Source organism: Marinococcus halotolerans DSM 16375, assembly GCF_000420725.1.
GTDB lineage: Bacteria > Bacillota > Bacilli > Bacillales > Marinococcaceae > Marinococcus > Marinococcus halotolerans.
The window spans coordinates 17,079-33,267 of sequence record NZ_ATVM01000019.1; the positions used below are offsets into that span (position 1 = coordinate 17,079).

Consider the following 16,189-nt stretch of genomic DNA (forward strand, 5'->3'; position numbering starts at 1 on the left):
CTCCTTATTTCGGCTTCATCATTTGATAATAATCACCGATCATTACCTCTTTACATTGTTTTGCAAAAATATAAAAAAATTCTATAATATTCTCTTTCTCATGAATAAAACCCTCATCAGTAAAATCTTTTGTTTGTTCATGTGAAAACTCTTCTCCAAATCGAAGAATGACCGTATACTTACTTTCTTTCCTTTGGACTGAAGCCTCTATATCATGAGGATGTATATGAAAGTGGGCTAGCTGATTTAGCAGTATCTGATATAAATCTGTATTATAAAATCTTAAAGGAATTTCTTTTTTCGTCATTTTTCACCCTCCCTTAGTGCTCTGGCAGGACCGTTAATTCTTTAATATTGTGAAGTTCATCAATTATGATTAATGCACGAAACTGATGCGCAATATCTTGATTGATAACCTGCTCAGCCAATTGATCTTTAATGTAGGCAGCAATTTCTCTTAGCATGTCATGATCCCGCACTAGGGCTGTAATAGCATCGTAGTGTTCAGGGAATTCTTTTTTAATTTCCTGATAAAGCCCCTCTTCTTCACTTTCTGCATGCTGTAATGTTCGCGACTCCCAATGCTCGAGCAGAATACAGGCCACCTGGTAGGCTTTATCATTGTCGTTTTGTGATAAGAGGTTCTCCAGCAGTTCAGTTAATTCACTGGCTTCTGTTAAAGCTGCCTCATGAATAGAAGAATGACTTTCTACTTTTCTTAACGCCGGTCCGGACATACTTCTTCCCCCTTGTTTTCGTGTTATCCCATCATTTTTCATCTTTGAATTACTCTCACGATATACTATTTAAATGGTGTTCGCTGTGATAAAAATCACATCTAACAGCTCCCTCGACATTCATAGAAGTACTTTTATTATTTTCTTACTAGAAGAGAAAAAAGCAAATATGATTCGACCGGGAGCAAGAAAAAACCAAATAAAGAAAACGTCTGCATTCGCAGACGCTCTTTCTTTATTTTCCGCTATTCATTAACCGGAGTGTGGTCGCCGCTAAGCGTTATATTCCCCACATGATTAAGCATGAACGGGTTCCAATTCTTTTTCCTGCTGCATCTGTTTCCGGTTGAAGCCCATCAGTCTCATGGCATTCAAGATAACGATCAAGACGCTGGCTTCATGGATGAACATACCGGACGCCAGATGGACAGAGCCCATCAGTACACCGGCGAGCAGGACAGCAACAATACCGACCGCAAAGAACGTATTTTGCTTCATGTTGCGGATGGTCGCTTTGGACAATGAATACGCGTGGGAGAATTGGATCAGCTTGTCGGCCATCAGGACGACATCCGCTGTTTCCATTGAAATATCCGTACCGCCTTCACCCATCGCAAGTCCGATATCTGCTGTGGCAATTGCCGGCGCATCGTTGACGCCGTCTCCTGCCATCGCCACCACGTGGCCTTGCTGTTTCAATTGTTTCACGAACGCCACTTTGTCTTCTGGCAACAGTTCGGCATGGAATTCATCCAGCCCTAATTTGGTCGCCACAAGTTCAGCCGTGTGCTGGTTGTCACCTGTAAGCATAATAATTTTCTTGACGCCATTTTTTCGCATTTGAGCAAGTGCAGCTGGCGCATCTTCACGGATTTGGTCGGCAATCGAGAAGATGCCAGCCACTTCCCCGTTCACAGCTGCAAAAATCGCTGTGTTCCCGGTTTTTTCACGGCTCATCGCATAGGTTTCGGCTTCCGCCGGGATGACAATGTTCTTCATGTCCATGAGTTTACGGTTTCCAACAGCCAAAACTCGTCCTTCTACTGTAGCCACCAACCCGTGGCCCTTAATCACGTCCACTCCTTCCGGCTCCTGGTCGAGAACCATGTTCCGGACTTTCGCTTCTTTGACAATGGTTTGGCCAAGATGGTGTTCCGACGCCGCTTCTGCCTGTGCCACCAGCCGAAGCAAGTCCTGTTCTTTGTGGGAATGAAAGACGTTAATGTCCGTCACTTCCGGTTTCCCCTTTGTTAACGTCCCGGTTTTGTCAAAGACGAGGGTATCGACTTTCGCGAAGCGGTCCATCACATCGCCGCCTTTTACCAATACCCCGTTTTTGGCGCCATTACCGATGCCCGCTACACTGGAAACCGGAGCGCCGATGATTAATGCCCCGGGGCAAGCGATGACGAGAAACGTAATGGCGAGATGGAGGTCTCTCGTAAGGGCGTACACTAGCACCGACAGCACGGCGACTGCGGGGGTGTAGATATTCGCAAATTTGTTCAGAAATTTTTCTGTTTTCGATTTTGATTCCTGGGCTTCTTCTACCAGTTCAATGATTTTCGCGAACGTGGTATCGTCTCCAACTTTTTCCGCTATAATTTCGACATAGCCTGTATCCATGACGGTACTGCTGAATACCTTGTCTCCCAACTTTTTGGAAGCAGGAACGGATTCGCCTGTGATGGCCGCTTCGTTCAAGGAAGCTTGGCCGGTGATGATCTCGCCGTCCACCGGCACTCTCCCACCGGTTCGGATGATGACACGGTCCCCTTCGAGCACTTCTTCCACCGGCACGGTCACGCTGTCGCCATCACGGATAATGGTGGCTTCCTGTGGCGCCATGTCCACTAAGCTTTTTAAAGAAGATCGTGTTTTTTCCAAGGAGCGGGCTTCCAGATAATCCCCGAACAGGAACAGGAAGGTGACGACCGCTGATTCCACATATTCTCCGATATAAAGCGCGCCGATCACTGCGATCGTCACCAGCATCTCGATACTGAACGCTCTCATTAATAACGCTTGAACCGCTTTGATCGCAATTGGAATTCCGGCAATGACCGTTGCGGCGATTAATGTGAGCTGCCGCAGCTCGTAATAGCCCGTAAAGTTCAAGACCAAGGCCAGGATCAGTAAGAAACCGGCGAAAAAGGTGATGATTTTTTTGTGCGTATGAATGAACCCCATCATTTTTGTTCAACTCCTCTTTCTTTCAACTGTTATTTTCTCTACACCCTTATCTTAAGTGGTTTCAAAACAGAATACCTTGACCTTCATCAAGAGTCGATGTTTTTAACAATCTCTCTTTCTAATCGTTTTCTTACTTCCGTTTTTATAACTATTGAGAGCCAGGCGCATTTCTTTCAAAAGCTTGATAGCCGTCAAGGAACCACATGGATAAGCGTCTTATACTTAAGGTAGAAAAAATAAAGGAGAGATTGAAATGACTACAGTAAAATTCCAATTAGAACCGCTTACTTGTCCTTCCTGCATCAAAAAAATCGAAGGAAAAGTCGGGAAAATGGACGGGGTGGCGGAAGTGAACGTGCTGTTCAACTCCAGTAAAGTGAAAGTTGTCTACGATGAAGACAAAGTGGCCCCGGAAGAATTGAAAACAGTTATTGAGAAATTAGGCTATCCGGTAGTCGCTTAACAACAAATGCGGAAGGTAGTTCAAATCCATGGCTGAAAGAAGAAACACGAGCTTCCTTTGCAAAGGAAGTTCGTGTTTTCCGCGTTTGAGGGGAGCACTTTAGGTGTTAACCTAATTTTCAGGAATAATTTTAATGCAAGAGAAAAGGTAACATAACGGCCCTTATCGGAAGTTAATAAGCACTATACGCAAGTACAATATTTTTTTCTGAGTGGCGGTAGATAGAGATTACAGCTTTCAAAATCCAATATTTTGTAAGATCTGACTCCAATGTGTAGTATAAAAATAGTGATTTCTCACTAATACATGCATTAAAGGAGAGGCGATTTGAAATGAAGTCGGAAACAATGAAAACCTTTGGATTTTATAAGCTGGGCGCTAAAGAAGGAGCACCTAACTTTGAACAAGTAGAGCAGGAAAAGCCGACACCAGCAGGACACGATCTACTTATAGAAGTAAAAGCGATATCCGGTAATCCGACTGATATTCGGACACGTGACGGAAAACAGGAGGATGATGATTCGTTTACAGTGGTTGGCCGTGATGTTGCAGGAGTTGTTGTCGCGACTGGCGAAGACAGTTCGCTATTTAAAGAAGGGGACGAGGTATTTTATGCCGGGGCAACCGATCGCCCGGGCGGCCAAAGCGAATTTCATCTGGTGGATGAGCGACTCGTGGGAAGAAAGCCAAAAAATCTTGATTTCCCTCAGGCTGCTGCCCTGCCTCTTACCAGCATTACTGCGTATGAAGCATTTTTTGACCGTCTGGATATTTCAAAAGACGCTGCAGAAAATGCCGGGAAAAGCATTCTCATTATCGGAGCCGCAGGCGGGGTAGGCTCTATTGCTGTACAAATTGCCAAACTGGCCGGACTAACAGTCATTGGCACTGCCTCCCGTTCTGAAACTGTAGAGTGGGTTAAAGACCATGGTGCAGATCAAACCATCAATCATCACGAGCCGTTTGGCCCCCAACTGGAGAATCTTGGCCTGAATGGTGTTGAATACATCTTCTGTTTAAATAATGTCGATGATCATATGGCAGAAATGGCAAACGTTATTTTGCCGCAGGGAAAAATTTGTTCTATTCTGCCGACTGAAAAACCGTTGGACATGGCGCTGTTCAGCAAAAGTGTCACTTTCGTTTTTGAATTGATGTTCACCCGCTCTCTTTTCCAGACGGCGGATATGGTGCAGCAGCATAGTCTGTTGAACGAGCTGGCCGATTGGGTGGAGGCTGGGAAAATCCACTCCACAGTAACGAAAACCCTTCACCCTATTTCAGTGGAAACGTTGAAAGAAGCTTACAATCAGATTCAAAAGGGAAGTACAATTGGCAAAGTAGTTCTGGAAGGTCCTTTCAAATAAAAGTAAATGCAGCACCGTTCCCTTTTCTTAAGGAGAACGGTGCTTTTAATATTTTTAGCGTATGGTAATGTACATTGCACCCAGACATAAAATCTTTATTAAAGGATCTATCCACTACCGGATGGCAGCTCTTTCAAGAGCCAGCAGGAAAAACAAGTTGATTCTCTTTTTTTACACAATAATTAATTTTTTCAAAAGAATATTTACCTTGGATGATTTGAATACTATCCCCTTGGGGGGGGGAGGATGGTTTTATAAGGTGGGCACTTGAAAATATCCATCGCAGTTAATGGAAGGAGATGAAATCTAAAAAAACCAGCCGATTGGCTGGCCATTCGAATATAGATCGAACGTTAAAGGGGAGTGCTTTGGAAGAATGTGACTCTTAAGTCAATGTATCATCTGTAGCCGAACGTGAATATATGAAGAACCCCGTCTTCACAAATACTTTACACGAGTGGATTGCGAGATTTTCATTAGATATTCTTTATTAATCCTTCAAAGCTGACAATAATACTTTCCAGGTGACCCCCGTTTCGTGTTCAGCACAAAATTTCCTTCCAAGCGGTATCTTATCAAAACCTGGGTTCTATAAGTTCGTTTCTTTCTTAGCCTGGGCTAACCATACGCGATTTTCAGCATATCTGACCATTTCTTGGACCACAGGGACCGATAATCCTTGGGCACCGCTGACCTCAAACATGGCTTGACGTTGCGAATGCTCCCTTCGAGGGTATTCCTGGCTGCTCCACGCCTCTCGCCACGCTTGCCATACCTGATATTCCAACGTATGCAACTGGTGCTGAGCCTGCCAAAGTTCCTCTTCAATATAAGGCAAACGCCCAGCCACCGTTGTTATACATATAATCTCCCAATCTAACATTGTATTCCCTCCTTTCTAAAGAAAATGATCCGTTCGCTTTTTCCTGCAATGAACTGACAAAGGGTTAAAAAGAATCATGTTGGTTTTCGACACTAATTTCGTATGAAATCATAACATAGCCCCCTGCCATGTTTACAAATGTTAGAACTTTTATTTCTAAAGCATATCGTACAGTTCTTCATTATCAGTCGTATCTATATTTATTTTTTTTATATGATTGCATATCATTAGAAAGACTGGTGGGCTTCTTTCGCTGATGGGCCATACCGAATTCATTGTAGATAGAAAAAGAAGAATTAATTTGAAATTTCTTTACATCACGGCCCTTCTCAGAAGTGAAGCGCATAGGTCAGCACGAAAATTACAATTTTGAAGAAATAAATAGAGAAGCCATTCTTTATAAAGATTGACTTCTCTCCAATAAAATAAATACGTATTGGCTGTTTGTAACCGACAAATTTAACGGCACTACTGTTTTAATCAGCCGTACTTGTGAAAACGCTGCGCTTCAAACTCAAAGATCTGCTACTGGTAGTTGACCACGGCTGGAGCAGGGTCCAGCTGGATGACTTCTTCGGGGCTCATGACCGGCTCATCTTTATCATAAAATACTTTAAATCCACCGTATTGCACAGGTTCATTTCGCACCAGGTCTCTGTATTTGGCCATTTTCACAGCAGAGCCTCCCCACCCGTCGAAGTTTAAAGCTACTTCCACGTGATCAGTTGGCTGAATGGCTTCCTTATTCGTCAGCGCTGCATCGGTGAACTGGTGAACGAGCACCATTTTGTCCGGAAGATTGTTCTCTTCCACCATCTCCGTAAGATAGTCCACGGCTTTTTGAACCTCCGCTCCGTTGACCTGTCCAAGCTCGACCCCCGGCGTTTCTCCTTCCCCCACTTGGAATTCCGTGTCGATGGCCAGTTGAACATAAGGAAGCTTCAGCCATTTCTCCAGGGATTTCACCTGGTTTAACACCGAATCCTTGCCCAACTGGACATCTAGCATCAATAAAGCGTCATTTTCTTTGGCAAGCTTGGCATACTTGTCTATCTGCTCCGGTGAGGTCATGCGAACGTAGTTTCCGTCCGAGCCGGGATCTCGCTGAGCAGCGGTGGCTATGAGTTCAATAGTTGGAACAGCTGGATGAGATGGATCAGCGTTGGAATAGGCCTGGGCCTGTTCCTTTAATTTTTCCATTAAAGCGTCAGGCTCCATTTCCCCGAGGATCCCCATATTGGTGGAATTGGGATGCCCGTAATACGTAACCAGCCGATGCTCCTTCAACGGCCCATCCGTTTGATCCTCCGCACCTTTAATTTGTGTTTCCCCAAACGGAACCATCCTTGTACTTTCTCCTGTTCCTGCTTCAGATTCAGGCATCGATTCCAATTCTTCCTGCTCCAGTTGATCCTTTAACGGGATACTGTCACTCTCTGGTTCTAAGGGCTTATATACCTGCTCAGGCTTTGTTTCTTCTGCTTTATCCTCTGGTTCATCAGCTTCTGTCTCCTCTGTTCCATCACTCTCTTCATTGGCAGAGGAACGAGATGCCTCATCCGTAGAGGATGAATGCGAGATCATCTCCGGCTCCCGCTGTATAAAAATGAGCGCCGATACCACAAGTATTACCGTCAGCCCGATCAGTAGAAGCTCTTTTCCTAACAGCAGTTTTCGTTTCATATGTATTCATCCTTCTTCCAGTTATCTATTGTAACTTATTGTAAGCATTTCATGATTATCGTACTACTTCAACCTTTGATTTACAATTACTAGAAAAAGAATTTCTTTCTTAAATTACAACTTGGCCCGTAGAAAAAATTTACATCACATCACTGCATTATATTTTCTGCCCCACAAAGCTGGCACACCAATAACAGAAGAAGTGTTATTGGTGTTTTTCGTTCTCAGAATCGTTCTGACCCATATGCTGGTAGGCCCGAAGCAGCTCCTGTTTTGTCGTTCCGGCAGCTTCTGCTAGCCTGAACGCCTTCTTCATCTGTTCTTTTTGTTCTTCACGAGACTGTTCCGGGTCCATCACGTGACGGAGAATCGAGTCGGTCCAGGCATCCCGCGTGGGGCGTTTTTCCCTTTGATATTTCCATAGTAAAACCACCGCCCCAAGCACCGTGAGGGCGCTAAGCTTCCCTAAACGACGACACCGATAGCTGTCTGCATACGTTTTGTGCATCTACTCATTCCCTTCTATTGGTGAATCAACGAATATTGTGATTACATTTTATCATACGGGTGCCCGTATTCAGGGAGCTGAATTTTTTTTAAAAAATTAGTTGACACCCCCGGGAGTTTGTTTTAAAGTGTTCATATACCCTGTAGGGTAATATTTTTACGAAGGAAGGAACGCCTGATGGAATACACGGATCAAATGAAGCACCGGGTCAAACGTGTGGAAGGTCAAATACGTGGTATTCTCCGTATGATGGACGAGGAGCAGGACTGTAAGGAGCTGGTCTCCCAAATGAACGCTGCCCGTACAGCCTTAGACCGCGCCGTGGGCCTGGTTGTCGGCTCCAATCTCGAACAATGCGTTCGGGAACAGACGGAAAACGGGAAAAATGACGAAAAGGTTATTCAGGAAGCCGTTAACCTTCTCGTGAAAAGCCGCTAATATTTTTACCCTCTTGCATACCCTTACAGGTATATGTATAATGAAAATCAGAAAAGGAGTTGATTGGATGGCGGAAACAAAAAAAACCACTATTGTACTATTCAGCGGGGATTACGACAAAGCCATGGCGGCTTACATTATCGCCAACGGCGCAGCCGCGTATGACCACGAAGTCACCATTTTCCATACATTCTGGGGTTTGAATGCTCTGCGCAAACCGGAAAAGCAAAGCATCGCCAAAGGAAAACTTGAAGCGATGTTCGGTAAAATGATGCCCCGCGGCGCTGACCGCATGGGTCTTTCCAACATGAATTTTCTCGGCCTCGGACCGAAGCTGATCAAAAAAGTAATGAAAAAGCACAATGCTATGCCGCTGCCGGAGCTGATCGATATGGCCCGTGAACAGAACGTACGGCTGATTGGCTGTACCATGACCATGGATCTTCTCGGCCTTGATGAAAAAGAACTGCGCGATGACATTGAATACGCCGGCGTTGCAGCCTATCTGGGCGAAGCTTCCGATGGGAACGTGAACCTGTTTATTTAAGCGGCGCTCGCCGGATTACCTAAGGGTCAGAACATAAATGAATTCTGACCAGCATGAATCATAAAAAAATTAATCTAAAGGAGAAATGATGTATGGAACCAAAAACAACGATTGATGCGAAAGGACTCGCCTGCCCGCAGCCGATTCTGAAAACCAAAAAAGCCATCAAAGACATGGAGAGCGGCGAGGTGCTTGAACTGCACGCGACCGACAAAGGCGCACAGAGCGACTTAACGGCCTGGACCAAGGCTGGCGGCCATGAACTACTCGACCACACCGAAGACAATGGCGTCTACAAATTCTGGATTCAAAAAGGCTAATAATATCGTCACCCGGGGAAGTGATGGATCTGCTTCCCTGCCAGGGAGGTTTTTCCATTGTCACTACTATTTATCGCCGTGATTTTCCTGTTGGGGGTTGTCGGTTCCTTTGTATCCGGCATGGTCGGGATCGGCGGCTCGATTATCAAGTACCCTATGCTGTTATATATCCCCCCGCTTCTCGGTGTCGCAGCCTTTTCCGCTCATGAGGTATCCGGCATCAGTGCCGTGCAGGTCTTTTTCGCCACCATCGGCGGGGTCTGGGCCTACCGCAAAGGCGGCTATCTGAATGGCCAACTGATTCTTTACATGGGCACAAGCATTCTGATCGGCAGCTTTATCGGCGCCTATGCCTCGAATTTCTTCAGCGAGGCTGGCGTCAACATGGTATACGCCCTGCTTGCGACCATTGCCGTAGTGATGATGTTTGTACCGAAAAAAGGCCTGGACGACCAGGATCTTACACGGATTACGTTCCACAAGCCTCTCGCCGCTGGATTGTCCTTTGTGGTCGGGATTGGATCAGGCATTGTCGGGGCCGCCGGCGCGTTCATTCTGGTGCCTATCATGCTCGTCGTGTTAAAGATTCCGACCCGGATGACGATCGCGACATCGCTCGCCGTGACCCTGATATCTTCTATCGGAGCTACAGTCGGCAAGGTGGCGACCGGCCAGGTGCTGTACGGCCCGGCCCTGATCATGATTGTGGCCAGCCTGATCGCAGCACCACTCGGGGCCAAAGCCGGCCAGAAGGTCAATACCAAGCTGCTGCAAAGCATATTGGCGGTCATCATTCTAGCTACGGCCATTCAAATATGGATGCAGATCTTTAGCGGATAAGGTGTTTAATTTTATACACCCCAGGGCATAGCAACAACTAGAGAGCAAATAAGGAGGCCTCCCCATGTTTCATTATACCGTCACCACTTCGAAATCTGTCCCTACAGCCTCGAAGACCTCGCACAGAGTTTGAAACAAAGCATTGGTCAGACCGTCTAAAATTTTTTGAGCCGCTTTATACCCTACCCCGTAAATGGCATTTAGCAACTGAGAGCAAAAATGCAGGGATTATGAATAGAAAACAACCAATAACTATGAGGTGAATAAAATGGCAGATGAAAAACGTATTAAAGAAGTACAGCCGAAGGATGTTCAGCAATCGCTCGATAAAGAGAACGGCGCTTATCAGGTGATTGACGTTCGTGAGGACGAAGAACTCGACGAAGGACGCATCCCGGGATCGGTCCATATCCCTCTCGGCACAGTTCCTGACCGGATGAACGAACTCGATCCCTCCCGTACCTATGTCACCGTGTGCCGCTCCGGCAAACGCAGCGCCCGGGCAGCTGAAGCGCTGCAGGATCAGGGCTTCGACGTCCGCAGCATGGCCGGCGGCATGAACGAATGGACCGGTAAAACCGAGTAACATCTATTCTAATTTTAAGGAGCGATGATTTATGTATTTGAAATATTTTTATGACACATCGTTAGCTCAGGCTTCCTATATGATTGGCTGTCAGGCCACCGGTGAGGCGGCCGTCATCGACCCATCCCGCAATATTGAAGACTATCTGCAGATCGCCCGCGAACAGGGATTCCGTATTACCGGAGCGTTCGAGACCCATATTCATGCGGACTTTGTCTCCGGGGTGACCGAGCTTGCCCGCCGGACCGGCGCCACGATCTATTATTCCACAGAAGGCGCCGAAAATGGCGGCTACGAGTGGAATCAGGATCTGCCGCTCCACGGCGTGAAGCATGGTGAAGACATTTATATCGGCAACATTAAGCTGAGAGCCCTGCACACGCCGGGCCATACACCAGAGCATGTATCCTATGAACTCACCGACGGTGCCGCCGCCGATCGCCCAATGGGGGTATTTACCGGCGACTTCGTCTTCGTCGGCGATGTCGGGCGTCCGGACCTGCTCGAAAAATCCGTCGGCGTGAAGGATTCCGCGGATAAAGGCGCCCGGCAGATGTTTCATTCCCTCCAGCAATTCAAGGAATACGGCGATTATATGCAGATCTGGCCGGGCCACGGTGCCGGCAGCTCCTGCGGCAAAGCGCTCGGGGCCGTACCAACAAGCACCGTCGGCTACGAGCGGATGTATAATCCCGCCTTTCAGCCGACCGACGAGCAGGCCTTCGTAGACTTTCTCCTCGACGGCCAGAGCGAGCCGCCAACGTATTTTGCCAAAATGAAAGAAGTGAACAAACAGGCTATGACTCCGCTCGCCGAGATCCCGGCGGCAGTAGAAATGCAGGGCACCGGCGACGACGTGGCCGCCCTGGCAGAGCAAGACCATACGATGGTCGTTGATACCCGCAGTGCCGCCGCTTTCGCAATGGGAAGCATTCCGGGCACCATCAACCTGCCGTACCCGGGCTCGTTTGCCGAATGGATGGGCCGGCTCGCCGACTATGACGCGGATATTTACCTGATCGCTGATCCAGCCGACTACCACGAGCTGCGCCGGATTCTTACCGGCATGGGCATGGACCGCCTGAAAGGATTCTTTGCCACATCGGTCGTTGCCAGCGCCTCGAACCTGCGCACGTATACGAACGAAACGCCGAAGCAGGTGGAGGAACGCCGCCGCCACAACGACGTGCAGATTCTCGATGTCCGCTACCAGGACGAATGGGACCAGTCCCACGTACCGGACGCGGTGCATGTGTCACTCCAGCAGCTGCCAAACCGTACCGATGAACTTTCCACGGAGCAGCCGGTAGCCGTCCACTGCGCCTCGGGCAAACGCTCCGCCATCGCCGCCAGCATTCTCCAGAACCACGGCTTTGACGTGATTAACGTGGAGGGCGGCTTCATGAAATGGAAAAAAGAACAGCTCGAAACCACCAGCTAAGTGTGGGCACAAAACAAACGAAATACCGGGGGCTCTGTACGATGCAGGGCCCCCTTTATCATGCTTAAGGAGGAGATTGTATGAGCCACCGCTTTGATCCTGCCAAATCCCAAAAACTCCGGAGTGAAGAACGACAGCAGGCCCTTCCGATGACGAAGCTTTTGCCCCTGATGAATATTCAGGAAACGGATCTGATCGCAGATATCGGAGCCGGCAACGGATACTTCACGATCCCGATGGCCGAAAGGGCCCGCCACGTATACGCCGTTGATATCGAGGACCGGATGCTAACCGAATTAAAGGCCTATGCCGAACAAGCCCGCGCCTCCAATATCACCCTGATCCTATCCGGCCTGGAGAAGATTGCCTTAACAGAGAACCAGGTCGATAAAATCGTCGTCGCCTTCGTGATGCATGAAATTGATGATTTTGACCAGGGATTCGCCGAGCTCCGGCGTATTCTGAAGCCCGGAGGCACGATCTTCTTTTACGAATGGGAAGCCACAGAGACAGAATCCGGGCCGCCGCTTGAAATCCGGTTACATTCGGAGGCGTTCGCCCGCACCATCGAGAGCTACGGATTTACCACCACTATTCATGTCCTGAATGACGGCCAGTATATGGTGGAAGCGGTGCAAACGTAAAACCTCCAATAAATTCATGTAAAGGCTTCACATTTTATCAAGCAAAGGAGGAATAAATGATGACATCCAAAGCGGCTTCCATCGGTATCGTTGAAAACCGTCTTCCCTTTTTTCTATTAATACTCATTAACGTCTTTGTCGGCTCGATGGTCGGATTGGAACGCACCGTGCTCCCGCTGATCGGCGAAGAGCTGTTTGGCCTCGCATCAGCCAGTGCCGCCCTTTCCTTTATTGTCAGCTTTGGATTTTCCAAAGCCCTGGTCAACCTCCTGGCCGGTGCACTTGCCGATCGCTTTGGACGCAAGGAAATATTATTAATTGGATGGGCATTCGGCCTCTTCGTCCCTCTCCTGATTATTTTTGCCTCCGCATGGTGGATGGTCATCGTCGCCAATATCTTTTTAGGCATCAATCAGGGGCTGACCTGGTCGATGACTGTAAATATGAAGGTGGATCTGGCGAAACCGTCTCAGCGCGGGACGGCTGTCGGCCTGAATGAGTTTGCCGGCTATATGGGACTTTCCGTGATGGCCGCCGTTTCCGGCTACGTGGCTTCGACGACTTCCCTGCGCCCCGAGCCGTTCTTTCTTGGCTTCGGCATCGTGGGCCTCGGGCTCCTGCTTTCATTGTTCGTACCTGATACGAGCAGGCAGGTGGCCCGTCAGACGGCTTCCGGGGAATCCTCCCTGCCCTTTTGGCAGGCATTTGCCCAGACAACCTGGAAGCAGCCCGCCCTTTCGAGCTTCAGCTTTGCCGGGCTGACGACCAATCTCAAGGACGGCATGGCCTGGGGCCTGTTTCCCCTCTTCTTCGCGTCCGGCGGATTATCCGTCAGCCAAATCGGTGTAATCGTGGCGGCATATCCCCTCATCTGGGGCATGGCCCAGCTGTTTACCGGTCCCTGGAGCGATGTTATCGGCCGCAAGCGCCTCATCGTCGGCGGCCTCTGGCTGCAGGCCTTTTCCCTATGGGCGCTTCTCGCCGGCGCTTCCTACGGTTGGTGGCTCGGCAGTTCCATCCTGCTCGGCCTCGGGACCGCGATGGTGTATCCAGTCCTTATCGCGGCGATCAGCGACTCGGCCCCCGCGCCCTGGAGGGCCAAAGCGAATGGGGTGTACCGTTTCTGGCGGGACAGCGGGTATGCCTTTGGGGCCTTACTCGCCGGCCTGTTTGTGGACACGCTGAACGTTTCCTGGGCCATCGGCCTCGTGGCTGTGCTTCCGTTTGCCGCCGGCATCGTCACGCTCGTTCGCATGCAGGAATCCTTGAAAAAGGATTAACAGGACACGGTCCTCCTTTCTATATTTGTAGGATGAAAAGTCACAAAAAAAGCCCTCTTCCAAACGAAGAGAGCTTTTTGTCTTCTATTGAAAATCTTCCGCATACTCGTCGTACTCGGTATTTTCCAGTTCATCAGCCGGAATAAATTCCATCGCTGCTGAATTCATGCAGTACCTAAGCCCCGTCGGCTCGGGGCCGTCCTGAAACACATGGCCCAAATGGGAGTCCGCATGCTTGCTTCGAACTTCCACACTCGTGCCTAGAATGCCAGTGTCTTCTTCGTACGTAATATTAGACAGCTCCAAAGGCTTCGTGAAGCTCGGCCATCCTGTGCCCGAATCATACTGGTCCTGCGTACTGAATAAAGGCTCTCCAGAGACAATATCCACGTATATTCCTTCCTGCTCATTGTCGTGATAGGCATTATCGTAGGCAGGCTCCGTCCCGTCTTCCTGCGTCACTTCATACTGCATGCTGTTCAACTCAGATACCGCCGCCTCTTTATCCTCAACGGTGAACGGGGAGTCCTTGCTGACTTCATACTCTTGATCTTCTCCCCACACGTCATCTAAATAGGCATCGCGTCCGGAGTTATTACGGTAATATTCATACCTTCCCGGGTTTTTCTTATAGTAATCCTGATGATAGGCCTCTGCTTCGTAAAAAGTATCGTATTCTTCGATGGAGGTCACAATCTCCCCATCAAACCGGCCGGAGTTTTCCATTTCCATTAACGACGCTTCTGCTGCCTGCCGCTGAGCCTCATCGTGATAAAATACTGCCGACAAATACGGCTCTCCTTTATCCACAAACTGCCCTTCGTCATCCGTCGGGTCAATTTGGCGCCAGAAAATCTGCAGAAGGTCTTCGTAGCTGATCTGCTCCGGATCATACGTAATTTGAACCGCTTCCTGATGGCCCGTCTCTTTGTTCGAGACTTCATCATACGTAGGATTTTCTTCCTCGCCGCCCGTGTAGCCGGAAATCACGCTGACGACACCGGGCTGGGATTCAAATGGCGGCTCCATGCACCAGAAGCAACCCCCGGCAAACGTCGCCTGCTCCATTCCTTCCAGATCTCCCTGTACTTCCGTTTGCTCCGTCGCCACCACTTCTTCATATTCCGAGGCCGTAAACGCCTGATACAAATACCAGCCGCCGGCCAGCACAAGAATTGCCGTTATACTAAAAAACCACCGTTTTTTATTCATATAGCTCCCCTTTAGATATCTTTTCTTTCATTATAAGGAAAAAAGAACGAATTTAACATTGTTCCAACTTGGGAGCATTTCTGAAAACTGGCTTATTTGAAAAAATTCAGGCCTTTTATTATATGGTAAAATTAGGTATATTCAGCACCGGCATAATGAAATCACTTACGTGGGAGGCACAGCTTATGACGTTTATAGCGCAGTATGGATTCTTTTTCGCTATCCTAATTGCTGTAGCTGCCATAATATTTTTCAGCTACCTGCTGCCGAAAACAGAGAGATTTGTGCATGCTTTGACTGCTTTATTGGTATTGGGAGGAATAGGGATTCTTATTTATAGTTTTCTGGGTCCGAATGAGCCCTTTACAGGTATTGCCCATGCTGTTCTGACGTTTTTTATCTGGTTAGGTACGGGATTGGGATGGATGGGGATCGCTATTTATGAAATGATAAAGAAATGAAGGAACGGAAATCCTATTAATTAACGACCGTCCCTTAACTCTTATTTTCATTCGATTTTTTGCTCCAGTAATAGAGAAATATTGCGGAGGTTATACTGCCCAGTACATAAAAAATACCCATCCATGCTTCTCCCCTTATTCAATAAAATTGTCTCCAGGGCACAACAGTTCGTCTTATTAATTTGTCAATTGCAGTAACAATGCTCCTACCAACATGCCAATAAGGAAATACGCCAGAAACCGTATGTACTTATTTTTCATTTTTAGCCACCACCTCAAAAATAACTAATCCAGCACTATTATAAAATTTCATCGTCCAATGCTTTCTTCTTTTTTCTTTCTCTGGTCTATCCAAACTATAATTGTGGATATAAGGAGTACAGCTACCAGTCCATTAAAAAGCCAGAACGGTATAGTAATAACCCCTGTAAATTCCAACCCCATCAAAATAAGAACCACAACGCAAAACGCCTGGTGGCATAATGTCATAACCTTCATTTTTATCTTCTCCCTGTGACGTAATGAATCCTTTAATTCTTTTCCCTGCTCATCAATTCTATCTATTGTACGTTCGACCTGGTCTCCG

18 protein-coding genes are annotated in these 16,189 nt (G+C 47.8%); 11 read left to right on the top strand and 7 right to left on the bottom strand.

Going from position 1 to position 16,189, the window contains the following annotated elements; genetic code table 11:
* Nucleotides 1–4: 4 nt before the first annotated feature.
* The 3 genes from G548_RS0112640 to G548_RS0112650 form a co-directional block, all read right to left on the bottom strand.
* A complete protein-coding gene (locus G548_RS0112640) occupies nt 5–307 on the bottom strand; it encodes a hypothetical protein (RefSeq protein WP_022794519.1) in 303 nt (100 codons plus the stop codon).
* A gap of 13 nt (nt 308–320) precedes the next feature.
* Nucleotides 321–737, bottom strand: coding sequence for a hypothetical protein (locus G548_RS0112645; protein ID WP_022794520.1), 417 nt, complete (start codon nt 735–737; stop codon nt 321–323).
* Nucleotides 738–1,034: 297 nt separating this feature from the next.
* The gene (locus G548_RS0112650) at nt 1,035–2,930 is read right to left on the bottom strand and encodes a heavy metal translocating P-type ATPase (RefSeq protein ID WP_022794521.1); all 1,896 of its coding nucleotides are present in this window, start codon (nt 2,928–2,930) and stop codon (nt 1,035–1,037) included.
* Between the two features lie 253 nt (nt 2,931–3,183).
* On the opposite strand from G548_RS0112650, the gene G548_RS0112655 reads away from it, so the two are divergent.
* Both G548_RS0112655 and G548_RS0112660 read left to right on the top strand, forming a co-directional pair.
* On the top strand, nt 3,184–3,393 hold the full coding sequence (locus tag G548_RS0112655) for a heavy-metal-associated domain-containing protein (RefSeq protein ID WP_022794522.1): 210 nt from the start codon (nt 3,184–3,186) through the stop codon (nt 3,391–3,393).
* Nucleotides 3,394–3,725: 332 nt separating this feature from the next.
* Nucleotides 3,726–4,760 (top strand): zinc-binding alcohol dehydrogenase family protein, encoded by a 1,035-nt coding sequence (locus tag G548_RS0112660; RefSeq protein ID WP_022794523.1) that lies wholly within the window; start codon nt 3,726–3,728, stop codon nt 4,758–4,760.
* 589 nt (nt 4,761–5,349) lie between these two features.
* Here the strand turns inward: G548_RS0112660 and G548_RS0112670 are convergent.
* From G548_RS0112670 to G548_RS0112680, 3 genes are all read right to left on the bottom strand, one after another.
* Nucleotides 5,350–5,643 carry a hypothetical protein gene (locus G548_RS0112670; RefSeq protein WP_022794525.1) on the bottom strand — a complete coding sequence of 98 codons (294 nt, stop codon included), beginning with the start codon at nt 5,641–5,643 and terminating at the stop codon, nt 5,350–5,352.
* A gap of 525 nt (nt 5,644–6,168) precedes the next feature.
* Complete coding sequence (locus G548_RS0112675; RefSeq protein ID WP_022794526.1) at nt 6,169–7,326, bottom strand: hypothetical protein; 1,158 nt, start codon at nt 7,324–7,326, stop codon at nt 6,169–6,171.
* A gap of 205 nt (nt 7,327–7,531) precedes the next feature.
* The gene (locus G548_RS0112680) at nt 7,532–7,834 is read right to left on the bottom strand and encodes a hypothetical protein (RefSeq protein WP_022794527.1); all 303 of its coding nucleotides are present in this window, start codon (nt 7,832–7,834) and stop codon (nt 7,532–7,534) included.
* Between the two features lie 177 nt (nt 7,835–8,011).
* Between G548_RS0112680 and G548_RS0112685 the strand changes: the two genes are divergently transcribed.
* From G548_RS0112685 to G548_RS0112720, 8 genes are all read left to right on the top strand, one after another.
* Nucleotides 8,012–8,272, top strand: coding sequence for a metal-sensitive transcriptional regulator (locus G548_RS0112685; protein WP_022794528.1), 261 nt, complete (start codon nt 8,012–8,014; stop codon nt 8,270–8,272).
* A 67-nt stretch (nt 8,273–8,339) separates the two neighbouring features.
* Entirely contained in the window at nt 8,340–8,819 is a 480-nt protein-coding gene (locus tag G548_RS0112690) for a DsrE/DsrF/DrsH-like family protein (protein WP_022794529.1), read from the top strand.
* A 92-nt stretch (nt 8,820–8,911) separates the two neighbouring features.
* Entirely contained in the window at nt 8,912–9,139 is a 228-nt protein-coding gene (locus tag G548_RS0112695) for a sulfurtransferase TusA family protein (RefSeq protein ID WP_022794530.1), read from the top strand.
* A 57-nt stretch (nt 9,140–9,196) separates the two neighbouring features.
* Complete coding sequence (locus G548_RS0112700) at nt 9,197–9,979, top strand: sulfite exporter TauE/SafE family protein (RefSeq protein WP_022794531.1); 783 nt, start codon at nt 9,197–9,199, stop codon at nt 9,977–9,979.
* A gap of 268 nt (nt 9,980–10,247) precedes the next feature.
* On the top strand, nt 10,248–10,565 hold the full coding sequence (locus G548_RS0112705; protein ID WP_022794532.1) for a rhodanese-like domain-containing protein: 318 nt from the start codon (nt 10,248–10,250) through the stop codon (nt 10,563–10,565).
* Between the two features lie 31 nt (nt 10,566–10,596).
* Nucleotides 10,597–12,006, top strand: coding sequence for an MBL fold metallo-hydrolase (locus tag G548_RS0112710; protein WP_022794533.1), 1,410 nt, complete (start codon nt 10,597–10,599; stop codon nt 12,004–12,006).
* Nucleotides 12,007–12,086: 80 nt separating this feature from the next.
* Nucleotides 12,087–12,650: a class I SAM-dependent methyltransferase gene (locus tag G548_RS0112715; protein WP_022794534.1), complete on the top strand. Its 564-nt coding sequence runs from the start codon at nt 12,087–12,089 to the stop codon at nt 12,648–12,650.
* 56 nt (nt 12,651–12,706) lie between these two features.
* A complete protein-coding gene (locus G548_RS0112720) occupies nt 12,707–13,930 on the top strand; it encodes an MFS transporter (protein ID WP_245558601.1) in 1,224 nt (407 codons plus the stop codon).
* An 84-nt stretch (nt 13,931–14,014) separates the two neighbouring features.
* Here the strand turns inward: G548_RS0112720 and msrA are convergent, their stop codons facing one another.
* A complete protein-coding gene (gene msrA / locus G548_RS0112725; protein ID WP_022794536.1) occupies nt 14,015–15,142 on the bottom strand; it encodes a peptide-methionine (S)-S-oxide reductase MsrA in 1,128 nt (375 codons plus the stop codon).
* A 185-nt stretch (nt 15,143–15,327) separates the two neighbouring features.
* On the opposite strand from msrA, the gene G548_RS0112730 reads away from it, so the two are divergent.
* Nucleotides 15,328–15,603 (top strand): hypothetical protein, encoded by a 276-nt coding sequence (locus G548_RS0112730; protein ID WP_156847942.1) that lies wholly within the window; start codon nt 15,328–15,330, stop codon nt 15,601–15,603.
* Nucleotides 15,604–16,189: the final 586 nt, after the last annotated feature.

Coding starts and splice junctions, on each gene's coding strand:
- G548_RS0112645 (WP_022794520.1), bottom strand. CDS start 737: ATGTCCGGACCGGCGTTAAGAAAAGTAGAAAGTCATTCTTCTATTCAT.
- G548_RS0112690 (WP_022794529.1), top strand. CDS start 8,340: ATGGCGGAAACAAAAAAAACCACTATTGTACTATTCAGCGGGGATTAC.
- G548_RS0112730 (WP_156847942.1), top strand. CDS start 15,328: ATGACGTTTATAGCGCAGTATGGATTCTTTTTCGCTATCCTAATTGCT.
- G548_RS0112720 (WP_245558601.1), top strand. CDS start 12,707: ATGATGACATCCAAAGCGGCTTCCATCGGTATCGTTGAAAACCGTCTT.
- G548_RS0112670 (WP_022794525.1), bottom strand. CDS start 5,643: ATGTTAGATTGGGAGATTATATGTATAACAACGGTGGCTGGGCGTTTG.
- G548_RS0112705 (WP_022794532.1), top strand. CDS start 10,248: ATGGCAGATGAAAAACGTATTAAAGAAGTACAGCCGAAGGATGTTCAG.
- G548_RS0112640 (WP_022794519.1), bottom strand. CDS start 307: ATGACGAAAAAAGAAATTCCTTTAAGATTTTATAATACAGATTTATAT.
- G548_RS0112695 (WP_022794530.1), top strand. CDS start 8,912: ATGGAACCAAAAACAACGATTGATGCGAAAGGACTCGCCTGCCCGCAG.
- G548_RS0112660 (WP_022794523.1), top strand. CDS start 3,726: ATGAAGTCGGAAACAATGAAAACCTTTGGATTTTATAAGCTGGGCGCT.
- G548_RS0112715 (WP_022794534.1), top strand. CDS start 12,087: ATGAGCCACCGCTTTGATCCTGCCAAATCCCAAAAACTCCGGAGTGAA.
- msrA (WP_022794536.1), bottom strand. CDS start 15,142: ATGAATAAAAAACGGTGGTTTTTTAGTATAACGGCAATTCTTGTGCTG.
- G548_RS0112680 (WP_022794527.1), bottom strand. CDS start 7,834: ATGCACAAAACGTATGCAGACAGCTATCGGTGTCGTCGTTTAGGGAAG.
- G548_RS0112650 (WP_022794521.1), bottom strand. CDS start 2,930: ATGATGGGGTTCATTCATACGCACAAAAAAATCATCACCTTTTTCGCC.
- G548_RS0112685 (WP_022794528.1), top strand. CDS start 8,012: ATGGAATACACGGATCAAATGAAGCACCGGGTCAAACGTGTGGAAGGT.
- G548_RS0112655 (WP_022794522.1), top strand. CDS start 3,184: ATGACTACAGTAAAATTCCAATTAGAACCGCTTACTTGTCCTTCCTGC.
- G548_RS0112675 (WP_022794526.1), bottom strand. CDS start 7,326: ATGAAACGAAAACTGCTGTTAGGAAAAGAGCTTCTACTGATCGGGCTG.
- G548_RS0112710 (WP_022794533.1), top strand. CDS start 10,597: ATGTATTTGAAATATTTTTATGACACATCGTTAGCTCAGGCTTCCTAT.